The following is a 14,509-nucleotide window of genomic DNA, read 5'->3' as shown; positions in this document are numbered from 1 at the left end:
CCATGAAACTCGAACAAGCGGCAAAACAGCTCGAGGCGCTCGGCAATCCGACGCGGCTGAAGCTTTATCGCACGCTGGTGAGGGCGGGCGAGACCGGACGACCGGTCGGTTATCTGCAGGAAGCCCTCGGCATCGCTGCGTCGACGCTGTCGCATCATCTCCACCGGCTTATCCTGACCGGCCTGGTCACCCAGGAACGCCAGGCAACGACGCTGATCTGCCGTGCCAATTACCCTGTCATGAACGATCTCCTCGGCTTTCTTGCCGATGAATGTTGTGCCGATGCCGTATGCGGCCCGGCTGTCGGCGAGGCTGCTGCGTAACTCTTTTTGGCCTATATTTCTATAATCCTAGAAGCATAGAAGGTGCATCATGGTTCCCAACAGCAATCTCCCGGTCGCCATCATCGGCGGCGGACCGGTCGGCCTGGCGGCTGCCGCCCAACTTGTCAGCCGCGGCCTTTCGGTCAAGGTTTACGAGGCTGGTTCCGCGGTCGGGTCGAACCTTCTGGATTGGGGTCATGTGCGGGTTTTCACGCCGTGGCGCTATTGTGTCGATGCGGTCGCCCGAAAACTTCTCGAGAGCCACGGTTGGCAGATGCCGGAGCCGGAGGCGTTCCCCACGGCTGGCGAGATCGTCGACCAGTATCTCGCGCCGCTGGCAAAGCTTTCCGAACTGGCGCCGTCGATCGAGACCAATGCCCGCATTGTCGCCATTTCCCGGTGGGGAGCCGACAAGGTCTTGAGCAAGGCGCGGGAGACGCGGCCGTTCCTGCTTCTGGTCGAAACCGCCGAGGGCACGCGCCGGGACAGCGCCCGCGCCGTCATCGATGCGTCCGGCACCTGGCAAACGCCGAACCCGCTCGGTGCGGGCGGCCTGCCGGCCGAAGGTGAGAAGGAATTTGGAAACCGCATTGCCTACGGCATACCGGATGTCCTCGGACGGGACCGTCTTCTCTATGCAGGCCGCACGACATTGGTCGTGGGCGCCGGCCATTCCGCTGCCAATGCCTTGCTCGAATTGGCGGAGCTTGCGCAAACCGAACCGGGCACCTCGGCACTTTGGGTGACGCGCGGCACCGACCTTGTCCGCATCTACGGCGGCGGCGATGCCGACGCCTTGCCGGCGCGGGGCGAACTCGGTTCGGATGTCCGGCATCTCGCCGAGAGCGGCCGCGTGCGGCTGGTGACGGGCTTTGCCACGGTTGCCATTCGCGAGGTCGACGGCCGCCTGGTTGTCGAAGGCCAGACAAAAGACGGATTGCGCACGCTCGGCCCCGTCGACAGGATTATCGCCGCGACCGGTCAGCGCCCTGATCTCACCTTGACCCGCGAGCTTCGGCTGGACCTTGATCCGTGGCTCGAAGGCGTCAAGGCGCTGGGGCCGCTCATCGACCCCAATGAACATTCCTGCGGCGATGTCCCGCCGCATGGTCATCGCGAGCTCAGCCACCCCGAGCCCGATTTCTACACGGTCGGCGTCAAAAGCTACGGCCGGGCGCCGACGTTCCTGCTGCTGACCGGCTATGAGCAGGTCCGCTCGGTCGCCGCGGCGCTCGCCGGCGACATGGCTGCGGCCGATGCCGTGCAGCTGGTGTTGCCCGAGACCGGCGTCTGCACTGTGCCGGCGTCACTTTCAGGCGCGTCGTCCCAGGGTTGCTGCGGCGGGCCGGCGCCAGCTGCTGTCGATGCCTGTTGTGTCGACGACGCCAAGGCGAAGGCGAGCGGCAAGTCAGGCTGCGGCTGCGGCAGCACGCAAGCGATCGCAGCAGTGCGCAGCGGCGATCTCGAGATCGCCGCTCGATGAGCGACCGGAAGATCCCGGCTGCCGCGCTCTGGGCGTTGGGGCTGACGCAGATCATCGGCTATGGCACGCTCTATTACAGCTTCAGTATCCTGGTGCCGTCGATCGCGCTCGAATTCGCCTGGCCGGAACAATGGGTTTTCGGCGCCCTGTCGGCGTCGCTGCTGGTGGGTGGCCTGTTTGCACCGACAGCCGGGCGCTGGGCCGATCGTTTCGGCGCCGGCCGGGTGATGACCTTTGGTTCGCTTGCTGCCGCAGCAGCGCTTGTCGCTTGCGCGCTAGCACCCGGCCGGGTGAGCTTTGTGCTGGCTCTGGTGGCGATGGAGCTGGCGTCCGCCTTCGTGCTTTACAGCGCCGCTTTCGTCGCGATCGTGCAGATCGGCGGAGCCAGGGCGCAGCGCAGCATCACCCATCTGACGCTGATCGCCGGCTTCGCCTCCACCCTGTTCTGGCCGTTGACGGCTGCGCTGCACGAACACCTGACCTGGCGCGAGGTCTATTTGGTCTTTGCCGGCATCAATGTCGCCATCTGCCTGCCCATCCATGCCTGGCTGGCACGGCTGTCGCGTCGGACAGACGAAAGCGCCTCACCGACACCTGCGGCCGTCGCGCCGGCAGGCCGTGCCTTCACGCCACGCGACCGCAGCAGAGTGTTTCTGCTCATGCTTGGCGGCTTCGCGATCGAGGGTTTCGTGCTGTCCTCGATTCTCGTTCACATGGTGCCGCTGACGACGGCGCTCGGGCTTGGCTCCGCCGGGCTCGTCGTAACCACGCTTTTCGGGCCCTCCCAGGTGGCGAGCCGGTTGATCAACATGCTGTTCGGCGGCCGGCTGGCACAGACCTGGCTCGCGGTGATCGGCGCGACATTGCTGCCGCTCGGCCTTGTCGTCCTGCTGGCGATGACACCATCGCTGCCCGGCGCCATCGCCTTCGTCATCCTGTTTGGATTGGGCTCGGGCCTCGCCAGCATCGTCGGCGGCACGCTGCCCCTGGAACTGTTCGGGCGGGAGCGCTACGGCGCCCGGCTCGGCTGGGTGACGGCCGCGCGTCAGTTTTCTTCAGCGCTTGCGCCCTTTGCCCTTGCCATGGCGATGGCAGGCATCGGCGTCCAACCATCGCTCTGGTTGACCGCTGCGGTCGGCATGCTCGGCATACTGGCTTTCTCGGCAATCATGCTGATCAGGCGGCAGCCTCTCGCGCATGATCGCGTGATGCTTACCTCGGCGAACTGACGTCGCGTGCAGCGTACAGCTGTGCGCAACAGCGAGCGGTCGGCTATGGGCGCTCGACGGGCTGTGATGCGGTTGATAAGCCCTCTCCCCAAGGAGAGTCGAGACATGACCGTTGCGATCGAGATGGGCCACACGACCGCAGGCGCCCCGGCGGCACTGGATCTTGAGGAACTGCTGGCGACCCGCCTTTTGGTGCAGGGCAATTCGGGCTCCGGCAAATCGCATCTGCTGCGCCGGCTGCTGGAGCAGAGTGCCCCCTGGGTGCAGCAGGCCATCATCGACCCCGAAGGCGACTTCGTGTCGCTGGGCGAGCGCTTCGGCCATCTTGTAATCGATGCCGAGGAGCATACCGAGCGCGGCCTGCAGAGCGCCGGCGAGCGGGCGCGCATCCATCGCGTTTCCACGGTGCTCAATCTCGAAGGGCTCGACGCCGAGAACCAGATGCGTCGCGCCGCTGCCTTCCTCGGCGGACTGTTCGAGGTCGCCCGCGACCACTGGTACCCGATGCTGGTGGTGGTGGACGAGGCGCAGCTCTTCGCGCCGGCCGTCGCCGGCGAGGTTTCGGACGAGGCGCGCAAACTCTCGCTCGGCGCCATGACCAACCTGATGTGCCGTGGCCGCAAACGCGGGCTTGCCGGGATCATCGCCACCCAGCGGTTGGCCAAGCTCGCCAAGAATGTCGCCGCCGAGGCCTCCAATTTCCTCATGGGCCGAACTTTTTTGGACATTGATATGGCCCGCGCGGCCGACTTGCTGGGCATGGAGCGGCGGCAGGCCGAGGCTTTCCGCGACCTGGAGCGCGGGCAATTCATGGCGCTGGGCCCGGCGCTATCGCGCCGTCCGCTGGGCCTGCGCATCGGCCCGACGGATACCAGCCCGCGCAATGGCACGCCGCGGCTGATGCCGCTGCCGGAAGCAGCCCTTGAGGACGCGCGCGCCATCATCCTGGCAGCCCCGCCGCCGGAAACTGTCCGGCCGCAGCGCCGGTCGTCGCCGGACCTGCTCGATCAATTGATGGCGGCGAAGTCGGCGGCGCTGGAAATCCGCCCTGAACCGGTGGAGCCGCCGATCAGCGCCGAGGATTTGGCGGAGCGGCGTGAGCGGGTGGACCGTGTTCTGCGCGCCGTGCTGGCGCAGCCCGACGCGGGCTTCCGTGTTATCGGCGTGCTTTATCAGGAGTTCGTGGTTCGCTGCCGGATAGAGGGCCTCGCCTCGGTCGTGCCGGACCTTCCCGAGTTCCGCCGCATGCTGACCCGCGCCCGCGCCGGCCTCGGCTCCGATATGGCGGGGGATGACGCTTGGCAGGATGTCTCGGTGCGCGCCTCGCTGCTGCCCGAGGATATGCAAGGTGTGTTCATGATGATCGCCCGCGCAGCGAAGGAGGGCTGGCCCTGCCCGAGCGACGCAGCAATTGCCCGCGCCTATGGCTCACACTCACTGCGCCGTGCCCGGCGTCTGCTGACCTATATCGAGGAGCAGGGCCTCATCGTCTGCCAACTCGACGGGACTGGGCGGCGGACGGTGACGCTCGTCGAACTGGCCTGGGCGACCGCACCGGGCGACCCTAATGCGGCGGAGGCCGAGCAGGGGCGTTTGGCTGTGTGAGGGGCGGACGGGGCGCCCGGGCTCAGCCAGAAGATGAGGTCAGCCCAGAAGATTGCGCGCCGCTCGCATGAATATTTTCGACCCGATCGGGATCAAATCGTCCGGAAAGTCATAGTCCGGATTGTGCAACGCAGGGTGCCGCTCGCCCGCACCCAGGAAGAACATCGCCGACGAGGCGCTGTGGCCGAACAAGCCGAAATCTTCCGAAGCACGCATTGGCAGGGCTTCTTCTCCGTGCACGACGCCTTCTTCATCGAGAGCTCGCCGCAGATGCTCTACGGCGTCCGGCGCATTGACGCTGGCCACAAATATCTCTTGATAGTCCCACCGGGCAGAAAGGCCATGCTGGCTAGCGATCTGTGTGACCAGCGATTCAGCGGCGGCGCACAGGTTCGCCATGCGCTCGTCGCGCCGGGTGCGCAGCGTCGCCCAGACCTCTGCATGGCCGGGCGCGATGCCGAACACCGCTTCGCCCATCGCGGCATGGGTGACGGTCAGCATGCTGAAGTTGTCGTCGGCAAAAGTTCCACTGCCAAGTGCCGGGAGTGCCGGCATCAACTGGCTGATTGCCATCATCGGCGAGACGCCGGTCTCGGGCATGGACGAATGCGCGGTCTTGCCCTCCAGCACGATGCGCATGCCGCGTGAAGCGCAGTTCACCACTCCGGTCTTGAGCCGCACCTCGCCGAACGGCACGCCCGGCAGATTGTGCAGCGAGAATGCGAAATCCGGGGCGATCTCGCCAAAGCGCGGATCGGCGACGACACCGGCAGCACCATTGCCGGTTTCTTCCGCCGGCTGGAACATCAGCACGACGCGACCGCGGGCAGGTTTTTCGCGCCCCAACTGACGGCCAAGTGCCGCCAGGATCGCGGTATGTCCGTCATGGCCGCACATATGCGACTTGCCCGGCACGAGTGATGCATGTTCTACGCCAGAAAGTTCATAAATCGGCAGCGCATCGAGTTCCGAGCGAAACATCACCGTCGGCCCCGCCTTGCCGCTTTCGTAGATCGCCGCCACGCCATGCCCGCCCAATCCGGTCAGCACCTTGTCCGGCCCCGTATCGGCGAGGAAGTCGACGACCTCTTTAGCGGTCTTCTCCTCTTCATTCGAGATTTCGGGGTTCTGGTGCAGCTTGCGCCGCCACGCTATAAGCTCGACGATGTCTCGATTGGTAAGGGTCACGTGTTCCAACTCCGTTTGCGCTCCATTCTAAGCAAAAGCAGCCATTGCTCCAGGGTCAAGGAGTCTCGAAATGGAAGACCGGGAGCTCAGAGTGCCCTTGGGTTGTAAGAACCAGTATTTCGGCGATCCGTTCGAGCCTGGGCCTTCTCGCGCACAATGGGTCGAGCGGATGCCGTGAAGCCTGGCCGACATGATCATCCGCCGCTCGCCCGCGCGGAGCTGCCTGAAGATACGGCCGCTCTTGCCCACTATCTCATCGGCAAGCTGGTGGTGCGGGCGTTGCCGGAAGGCATCGTCAGCGGCCGCATTGTCGAGACCGAGGCCTATGTCGCCGGCGATGCCGCCGGGCATGGTTACCGGGGAATGACCCCGCGCAACCGTTCGCTGTTTCTCCAGCGCGGGCACGCCTACGTCTATCTCGCCTATGGCCTCTCATACATGCTGAATGTTTCGAGCGAGACGGCTGAGATCGGAACCGGCGTGCTGATCAGGGCGCTCGAGCCGCTCGAAGGCGTCGGAGTCATGCGGTTCCATCGCGGCGTCGAGCGCTTGCGCGACCTGGCGCGAGGACCGGGTAGGCTGGCTGCCGCGTTGCGAATCGACCGTTCGCTCGACGGGCTCGATCTTTGCCGGGAAGGCCCGCTATGGCTGGCACGAGACGACCACAAAGCAGGCGAAATCGGGAAGAGCATTAGGATCGGCATTTCGAAGGACGCGGATCGGCTATTGCGATTTTATGTCAGGGGGAGTGCGTTTGTCAGCGGCCCAAGATCGCTGAGCCAGGGGCAGCGGTAATAGCAGAGTTGCAGGTAAAGTATCGGAGTCTGATTTGCGCCCAGAAGAGGACAATCGAGTGCGATTTATGTGGTAACCGCAACGGGCCGTCTGCTGTCCTTCCGGTTCGGGCGCGATGCGTTAGAAAGCTGACGTTCCTCTTGCGACTTCGAGTCGTCATCTGGTGGGAGGCGCCAGAGCCCCAAAGGCGGACGATCGACAGCTTTTTGAGGTGAGCGTAACGAGATTCGTCAACGGGCGGATGCCGAACGACGGCACCGACCCGAGAACAGTAGCTTTATCATTTTTTTGAGTCCTGCGCGGTAAGGTTCCGTGCATGTGGTTGAAGACTTACTTGATCATCACCGGCATCGGCGCGTTCGTGGCGCTGACAATGCCCTGGCTGGTCATCATCGGCAGTTTCCTGATTATCCCGGGGATCATCCTCGCGTCGATGCCAACGGCTTTCATGTATGGCGTCGCCTTCGCGCTGTTCCGCTTGCTGCTCGGAGGTTTCCTTTCAGGGGTTCCTCTGAACGTCATGTCGGGCGCTGCGACGCTGGCACTGTTCTGGACCATCCCCCAGCCAGGCCTCACCTGGGCGAGGGGCATGCTGGCCAGCCTGAAGGAGCCGGACATTCAGGCGAGCGCACCGATTGCACTCAAGGGCGACATTCTCCTCGCCCGCCCATTCGAGGGCCGTTGCGATGCACTGTGCGCGGCCTTGCTCAAGACCCCGGGCGTCACTTCGGTCCGCATCCAGACCCCTCGCGGTCATTCCAATACCTATCGCATCGTGCCGGACTCGACGCCCGGCAAACGAAGCACCGTCATCGGGCATGGCCTGCTGGAAGAGCGGCGCTACGATGCCTCCGATCCGCTCGCCCCTCAGCGCGCGCTGGAAGCCGAATGGAACCTGACGATGTCAGAGGGCAAGGCGCTGCTGCAAAGCGACGACGCCCTCGAACCCGACTTCACCATCGCGATCGAGGACGGCCCTGCCGTGCCCGATGCCAAGCCCCGATCGGAACGGGTGGATTGGTCGCTCAAACCCACCGCACCCCACCGCAAGGCGCTCACCATCACCGACGCCGGTGAACAGGTGCTGCTGCGGCAGTCAATCCTGTCGATCTTTGCCCCGGCGGCGCCGATGCTGATCGGGACTTCGGGCGGGATCGAGAACTTCCGGTTCGGCTGGGCGCGTCGGCGGCTCGGTGACGGAAGGATGTACGCCGAGGTTCCGGTCAACCGGTTGCTACTCGACCACACCAGCGTTTCGCGCGGCGTGGATATGGAAGCGGCGAAAACGAGAACGCGCGAGGAACTTGCCAGAGCACTCGACGATTTGCGTAAGCCGGTGAGCGATCCCGCGTTCGCGCTCGCCAATCAGTGGATGGACTCGTTCCGCGCGAACGACCAGCCGCTCGGCGAGAGCGACCGGCGTCTGCTGGTTCGCATCTTGGAGGACCCGCGGGTGCGATCCTCAGACGGGCTGTGGGCGATCATCAAACAGGTCGATGGCGACTCCGCCGGTCTGCGGCGGCTTGCCGCCCGCCGCTACCTCGCGGCCACCGACAAGAAGGAGGCGCGCCACTGGATCAATGCCCTGGCCGGCCTCCCTGTAGGTGCATACGCCGATCCTCTGCCGGAAGAGCGCGAGATTCTCGCCGATCCGGCGGTCAGCCGCTTTGCCACCGGCCTGATCAAGCGCCAGGGCGACCGCGGCGTCGATGCCGTGCCCGACCTGTTGCGGCTGCTGCGCGAGTACTCCGTCTACGATCCGGGCAAGTATGGCTTCAGCGACCTGACCGCGGCTACCGATGCCGTGCGAAGCGGCTTTCGCCGCATTGGCCCTGCGGCCTCTTTCGCGCGGCCTGAGATCGAGCAGCTCCTGGCTTCGCCGGGTCTGGAGTACCGCTACAAGACGCTCGGCCAGGAAGAATGGGACACGCTGCTGGTCGTCCTCGGGAAGCCTGTCGAAACGCTTACCAAGCCGGAAAACCGAGGTGGTACCGACGCGAGGTACCGCGAGCGCGTCGCTCAACGGGCCGCCAAGCCTTACGATCCGCGCCGGGATTGATCGCCGAAACGGGAAGAAGAATCTTCGGGGACAGAGCTACGTCCGGCGACAGGATGGATGATGGGCTGGCCCATTCGGGGTGTCGCGCGGTCTGAATGTCCGGATCGTTTCAGTGTCGATCAATAGCTGCCATTCCGCTTTCCACCATGAGCGGTCGCTATCCCTCTGGGGTCCTGCCACGCGGTTGGGTAAAAGCCAATCAGCGTACTGCTGGGACTGTCCGGGAATGGGCAGTCAGAGCGGCCGCTAGTACGTTGGCGTGACGGTGAAGCTGTGACGGTCAATCCAAGCACGCCACAACCCTCGTAGCCGGACATGTTCACCGGCGTCTAGCTCGATCGAGGCGACATTAAGCGGGCCGACGGGATCTGCCGGCTGCGCGGAGACGATCGCCCCAACTCAAGAAACGCTTGCCGCGCAATGCTGATCGATGGTAGGCGCAGTGCGAATGCAATGCCACCGTAGGTGGTTCAGCGTCGTGAGGCATTCCCATGCATTGCGTCCTATGGAGCTATCCGTCGCCAGTGGGCCTTACGACACCGATGGCGGACAAGTTGTTTGCAGATGTTGCCGACATGTATCTCAGTGTGCCGGGGCTTGTGCGCAAATACTTTGGCTACTCGGAGGACGGGCGGACCATCGTCGGCATCTATCTCTGGCAATCGAAGGCAGACGCTGATGCATTCTACAGCCCAGACTGGATCGCGGGGGTGACCAGCCGCTGGGGCGTGATGCCCACCAAGAGCGAGTGGCACGTGCCGCAGGTGGTCGAGAGCGCTGAAGGCAGGGTGATCAACGAATACACCCACACATTGGCGGACGCCGGATAGCTGAAAAAGTCGGCGTGAGACCTTAGGAGGGTCAATGAGCTTCGGTTGGGGCCCTTCAGGAGTCTCCGAGTGACCACCCGGCGGCTGGCAGCTATTCTGGCAGCCGACGTCGTGGGCTTCTCGTCCATGATGGAGCGCGACGAGGAAGGTACCTTCGCACGCATCAAGGCACTTCAGCGCACCATCCTCGCGCCCCAGATCGCCAACCACCAGGGGCGCCTGGTGAAGACCACGGGCGACGGTTTCCTGGCCGAGTTTGCGAGCCCAATCGAAGCCCTCCGCGCGGCCATCGCCATACAGGGCGCCATCAACCTATCCTCGGACCGGCCGGACTGCCCGTCAAACCCGGTTGCAATTCGGATTGGCATCAACCTCGGCGACGTCATCGTCGAGGATGATGGCGACATCTACGGCGAGGGCGTCAATGTCGCTGCCCGCCTCGAAGCACTCGCGCCAGCGGGCGGCATCCTGATCTCCGGCAAAGCGCACGACGAAGTCGAGGGCAAGCTGAATTGCGGCTTTGAGGATCGAGGCTCAAGATCGGTCAAGAACATCGCTCGGCCGGTTAGGACCTACCTCGTCCAACGTGAAGAACCGGCCGCGGCTCGCTCGATACGAGGCGCCGCCCTGCAGCAGGAGATCGAATATTGCCGTGCCCCCGACGGCGTGCGCCTCGCCTGGGCCAAGGTCGGCACGGGCCCGCCGATCGTGAAGGCGGCCAATTGGCTCAACCATCTCGAATACGATTGGGAGAGCCCGGTATGGCGCGCCTTTCTGGAGCGGCTGGCGAGAGGCAGCACGCTGATCCGCTACGACGCTCGCGGCAACGGCCTCTCGGATTGGGATGTACCGGACGTCTCCCTCGACGCATGGGTGAGCGATCTTAAGGCTGTGGTGGATGACGCAGGTCTCGACCGCTTTGCCCTGCTCGGCGTCTCGCAGGGCTGTGCGGTCTCGATTGCCTTCGCGGAGCGCTATCCCGAGCGGGTGTCGCACCTCATCTTGTATGGCGGGTTCGCGCTTGGCGCTCGCAGACGCTCGCCTGAGAGCAGGGCGAAGCGAGACGCCATGGCAACCCTGATGCGTTTTGGTTGGGGTGCGGATGAGCCAGTCTTCCGCCAAATGTTCACCTCGCAGTTCATGCCCGACGCCACAAAGGAGCAGGCGGACGTCTGGAACGAGCTTCAGCGGCGGACGACCTCGCCCGAGTGCGCGGTCCGCTACTTCGAAACGGTAGGTGACCTCGACGTGCGCGATCTCCTGCCTCGGGTGCAGGCACGGACCCTCGTAATGCACGTCCGCGGCGACCTCATCGCTCCGCTCGAGAGCGGGCGCGAGGTGGCGGCCGGCATACCGGACGCACGGTTCGTTGCGATGGAGGGGCGCAGCCATTTGGTCCAGGAGGGCGAGCCTGCCTTCGAACGGATATTCGAGGAGATACGGCTATTCTTATCGAGGTGACGCCCCGAATCTTCTCTGCTTCGAGCGAGGTAGGCGGTGTGGACGGATTTGACGGTGATGAAGCCGGCGGCGAGTGCGACGAAGCGACACCCATTTCAGCTTCGTTGAAACACCCCTGCTGGAAAGGGTTGAGTGGCTACAGCCGAACGTCCGCTTGTGTCCAAACGTGCCGCCTCGCCTGTTCACTCGGATGTCGGCTTTTGGATGCGGCTAGGGTCTACTCAACGACCGACATGCGGCGCAAATGCCGCCGTCGCGTGTGAGATTCTGCTTCGGGTCACAAGCAGAACAGCAGCCCCCTACGGCTCGTCCCTCTCATCGCGCAAATTAGACACAACGCGGCGGTTCTGCGACCTGCAGGCGGTGTCGGGGCAGTCGCGGACGAGCCTGTCCTTGCCGTAGCCCTTGGCCCACATGCGATTGCGGTCTATGCCGCCGGCGGCGAGGTAGTCCATCACCGCATCGGCGCGCTGCTGCGACAGCGCAGTTTCACTTGCGCCGGGATCGTCGGCGAAACCCTGCAGCTTGAGCAGCCAGCGCGGATGCTTTGCTAACCAGGCGATCTGGGTGTCGAGGGTGGCCTTGGCGACAGAATCGAGCGCGGCCGAACCTTGCGTGAAATAGGTGCGGCGGCCGACATTGAGTATAAAATCCTCCTCGCTGCCCGGCTGCACGTTCTGGAAGCCGGCAACCTCGGTGTTGGTGATGTTGGGCGTGGAAGGGGCCAGCGTGTTGCTGGTCGAGCAGGATGCGGCCAGCACCAGCAGGCCGGCGGCGAGCAGCCGGCGCGTGTTTTCAATCATGCGGTTCATGAGGCGCCAATCATTCGACAGTGGTGGAAGCGGGCGCCTGGTCGGCGATGTGCGGCAGGACCTGCACCGCGGTGCCGATCGGGCAGCGCTGGTAGAGGTCGATGATGTCTTCCGGGAACATCCGGATGCAGCCGCTGGAAGCGTCGGTGCCGATGCTCCATGGCTCCAGCGTGCCATGCAGGCGGTAGCCGGTGTCGGCGCCGTTGCGGTGCAGATAGAGCGCGCGCGGCCCGAGCGGATTGTTGGACGCGCCGCCTGCGACCATGTGCGGTAGGTCCGGCTTGCGCTTACGCATTTCGGGGGGCGGGACCCATTGCGGCCACAGCGCGCGGCGGTCGATCGTCGCGCGACCGTACCATTTGAAGCCGTCCTTGCCGACGCCGACGCCGTAGCGGATGGCGGTCTTGTTTTCCATGATGACGTAGAGGAAGTGGTGACGGGTATCGACCACGACGGTGCCGACCGGCTCGCTGCTGAAATACTTGACGATCTGGCGATGCCATCTCTTGTCGATCTTGGCGAAGTTGGTCTTGCGATAGACAAAATTGTTGTCGCTGGCGGTACCGGCGAAAAACGATTTTGCCGCCGCGGCTTGAGCAATATTGCTGGTTGCACCCACCGCGACCAGCGCCAGGCCGCCGAGCACGACACCCCTGCGTGATAAAACCATCGGCAATATCCCCCCCATGCCAAAAGCCTGGCGCACCATAGTTGAGAATTACTTCGCCTCAAAGTGGAAAATGCTGCGTTGCTTCAGTCCGCCATGTCCGGACATTCGGCAATTTGGCGGCGAGTGACCGAATTGTGGCAATCTTGCCGAGGACGAACGTCTAACCTAAACCCCATCCAGGATCTTAACCAAATTGGCGCGACTGTTTGGGACCGGACGCAGTTGCGACATTTGCCCTATCCGGACGTGTGAGCGATGCCGTGGGCATGATGCATGCTTTTTTTCGTTCGGTTGCTGCGATGATCGTGATGTCCGGCGTGGCAGGTTGCACCAGCATTTCCTACTACGCACAATCCTTGAAGGGTCACGTGGAGATCATGGCGGCGCGCCAGGATGTCGGAGAGCTGATCGACAATCCTTCGACCCCTGGGACATTGCGCGCTCGAATGGCATCGGCGAGCGCCATCCGACAGTTTGCGATAGATGAACTAGCGCTGCCGGACAACAATAGCTACCGCAGCTATGTTGACGTTGGTCGGGACGCGGTGACATGGGCCATCTTCGCAGCGCCGGAATTCTCGCTGACGCCACGAACATGGTGCTTTCCGGTGTTCGGATGCGTTCCGTACCGAGGATACTTCTCCAAAAGGTCGGCGATTGAAACCGCTGTCGAACTTCAGAGACAGGGCCTGGACGTCTATGTGACGGGCATCACTGCATATTCCACGCTCGGCTGGTCAAGTGACCCGCTGCTAAGCACCATGCTCAGCCAAGATGAAGCGGGTCTTGCAGGGCTGGTGTTCCATGAGCTGGCCCACCAGCGCGTCTACGTACAGGACGATTCCGCGTTCAACGAAGCGTTCGCTGCCGCTGTCGAAACAACCGGTGTAAGAAAATGGCTGCGCGCGAATGGGGATACTGCCGGTTTGCGCCGTTACGAAGCCGACCGGAGGCGCAGAGCTCAATTTCTTGCGCTGGTGTCGCAGACCCGAGACGAGCTAAGGCACGTCTATGACGACAGCGCTACCTCTGAGCAGAAGCGGGCCGCAAAGATAGCCGCGATCGAACGGCTGCGAATGCGCTACCGAGAGATGCGCGACAGTCGCTGGCGTGGATACCGGGGATACGATGTCTGGTTCGATTCTCCGATTAACAACGCGAAGCTCGCCGCGACTTCCGTCTACGGCGATCGGGTGGCGACGTTTCTCCGCTTGTTCGATTTGTGTTCGGGCGACTATCCACGATTCTTCGCGTCGGTTCGACGGATAGGAGCGTTAGACAAATCTGACCGCGCCGAAGCGCTCAAGGCGGCAGATTCATGCGATTGATCCGGTCAAATCCGAAGGCCAGAAGCGGCGAATCGGTCGCTGATGTGCTCGGCAAGCCGGCGCAGGTGATTGAATTGACCATTTGTCGGCCGATTTCCCAGGTACTTTGACGTCGGCGGGGCCGGAAGCCGCATGTCGGCCTACAGAAGCCAAAAGCGGACTTGCCTGAACTCCCCGCGGGATCTTGGACCACAATGATTGCCGGCGGGCCGTGGCGCCTCAGCGTGCGCCCCTACGAGGCCGAAAACCTCACGCTCACGCCGCGCTGCCGAAAATAAGCCTGCATTAGCTTGCGGCCCGAACGGTTGTTCTGCGCCAGCCTGGTTGGATCGAACACCGCTTGTTCTATCCCCTCTCGCGCCAGCGCTGCTTTGAGCGCCGCGATATGTGCGTCGATGTCGGCATTGTTCGCCCGGAGCGATGCATAGATGCTGTCGGTCGCCTCGGCCACGGTCGGCTCGCTCACGGGTGTACTCCTTTGGCTATTCGGGCTGCGGCTTAGCACAGATCAGCGGCTTCGCCGATACCGATAAGACGGCCAGATGGGCGGCAACAGTGTTCCTTGGGGTCGGTTGTGAATCATGGGTTCCGCCTGAGTCGGAGACGCAAGCCATGTCGACACGAACGAGTGAGGAGGATTGGACGCACACGTTCGAGTATCCGGGCTTGCCTGCCGCGACGCGGGCGGGGCGTGAGGAAGTTCACCTCAAATTGCTCTTCGGAAAC

13 protein-coding genes are annotated in these 14,509 nt (G+C 63.6%); 9 read left to right on the top strand and 4 right to left on the bottom strand.

Annotation, left to right across the window (positions count from 1 at the left end):
• Nucleotides 1-2: 2 nt before the first annotated feature.
• From ACWTU7_RS25625 to ACWTU7_RS25610, 4 genes are all read left to right on the top strand, one after another.
• Nucleotides 3-323, top strand: coding sequence for an ArsR/SmtB family transcription factor (locus ACWTU7_RS25625; RefSeq protein WP_095520145.1), 321 nt, complete (start codon nucleotides 3-5; stop codon nucleotides 321-323).
• A 49-nt stretch (nucleotides 324-372) separates the two neighbouring features.
• Nucleotides 373-1,806 (top strand): NAD(P)-binding domain-containing protein, encoded by a 1,434-nt coding sequence (locus ACWTU7_RS25620; RefSeq protein WP_455840809.1) that lies wholly within the window; start codon nucleotides 373-375, stop codon nucleotides 1,804-1,806.
• Nucleotides 1,803-3,035: an arsenite efflux MFS transporter ArsK gene (arsK, locus tag ACWTU7_RS25615; RefSeq protein ID WP_455840808.1), complete on the top strand. Its 1,233-nt coding sequence runs from the start codon at nucleotides 1,803-1,805 to the stop codon at nucleotides 3,033-3,035. Before ACWTU7_RS25620 ends, arsK begins: the two co-directional genes overlap by 4 nt.
• Before the next feature lie 105 nt (nucleotides 3,036-3,140).
• Nucleotides 3,141-4,640, top strand: coding sequence for a helicase HerA domain-containing protein (locus ACWTU7_RS25610; protein ID WP_455840807.1), 1,500 nt, complete (start codon nucleotides 3,141-3,143; stop codon nucleotides 4,638-4,640).
• A 39-nt stretch (nucleotides 4,641-4,679) separates the two neighbouring features.
• Here ACWTU7_RS25610 and ACWTU7_RS25605 read toward each other — a convergent pair whose 3' ends face one another.
• Nucleotides 4,680-5,828 carry an amidohydrolase gene (locus ACWTU7_RS25605; RefSeq protein WP_455840806.1) on the bottom strand — a complete coding sequence of 383 codons (1,149 nt, stop codon included), beginning with the start codon at nucleotides 5,826-5,828 and terminating at the stop codon, nucleotides 4,680-4,682.
• 156 nt (nucleotides 5,829-5,984) lie between these two features.
• On the opposite strand from ACWTU7_RS25605, the gene ACWTU7_RS25600 reads away from it, so the two are divergent.
• From ACWTU7_RS25600 to ACWTU7_RS25585, 4 genes are all read left to right on the top strand, one after another.
• On the top strand, nucleotides 5,985-6,623 hold the full coding sequence (locus tag ACWTU7_RS25600; RefSeq protein ID WP_455840805.1) for a DNA-3-methyladenine glycosylase: 639 nt from the start codon (nucleotides 5,985-5,987) through the stop codon (nucleotides 6,621-6,623).
• Between the two features lie 334 nt (nucleotides 6,624-6,957).
• Nucleotides 6,958-8,682, top strand: a complete 1,725-nt coding sequence (locus ACWTU7_RS25595; protein WP_455840804.1) for a hypothetical protein — start codon at nucleotides 6,958-6,960, stop codon at nucleotides 8,680-8,682.
• A 554-nt stretch (nucleotides 8,683-9,236) separates the two neighbouring features.
• Nucleotides 9,237-9,512 carry a monooxygenase gene (locus ACWTU7_RS25590; protein ID WP_455840803.1) on the top strand — a complete coding sequence of 92 codons (276 nt, stop codon included), beginning with the start codon at nucleotides 9,237-9,239 and terminating at the stop codon, nucleotides 9,510-9,512.
• A gap of 69 nt (nucleotides 9,513-9,581) precedes the next feature.
• Nucleotides 9,582-10,973, top strand: a complete 1,392-nt coding sequence (locus tag ACWTU7_RS25585) for an alpha/beta fold hydrolase (RefSeq protein WP_455840802.1) — start codon at nucleotides 9,582-9,584, stop codon at nucleotides 10,971-10,973.
• 299 nt (nucleotides 10,974-11,272) lie between these two features.
• Here ACWTU7_RS25585 and ACWTU7_RS25580 read toward each other — a convergent pair whose 3' ends face one another.
• Complete coding sequence (locus ACWTU7_RS25580; protein WP_065010224.1) at nucleotides 11,273-11,785, bottom strand: OmpA family protein; 513 nt, start codon at nucleotides 11,783-11,785, stop codon at nucleotides 11,273-11,275.
• 10 nt (nucleotides 11,786-11,795) lie between these two features.
• Nucleotides 11,796-12,455, bottom strand: coding sequence for a L,D-transpeptidase (locus ACWTU7_RS25575; protein ID WP_077380658.1), 660 nt, complete (start codon nucleotides 12,453-12,455; stop codon nucleotides 11,796-11,798).
• A gap of 248 nt (nucleotides 12,456-12,703) precedes the next feature.
• Between ACWTU7_RS25575 and ACWTU7_RS25570 the strand changes: the two genes are divergently transcribed.
• Nucleotides 12,704-13,783, top strand: a complete 1,080-nt coding sequence (locus ACWTU7_RS25570) for an aminopeptidase (RefSeq protein ID WP_455840801.1) — start codon at nucleotides 12,704-12,706, stop codon at nucleotides 13,781-13,783.
• Nucleotides 13,784-14,015: 232 nt separating this feature from the next.
• Here the strand turns inward: ACWTU7_RS25570 and ACWTU7_RS25565 are convergent, their stop codons facing one another.
• Entirely contained in the window at nucleotides 14,016-14,249 is a 234-nt protein-coding gene (locus ACWTU7_RS25565; protein WP_254027243.1) for a hypothetical protein, read from the bottom strand.
• Nucleotides 14,250-14,509: the final 260 nt, after the last annotated feature.

It is taken from the genome of Mesorhizobium sp. BHscii, from assembly GCF_053848065.1.
The sequence above is the reverse complement of the archived record's forward strand: the minus strand, read 5'-3'. Positions and strand labels throughout refer to the sequence as shown.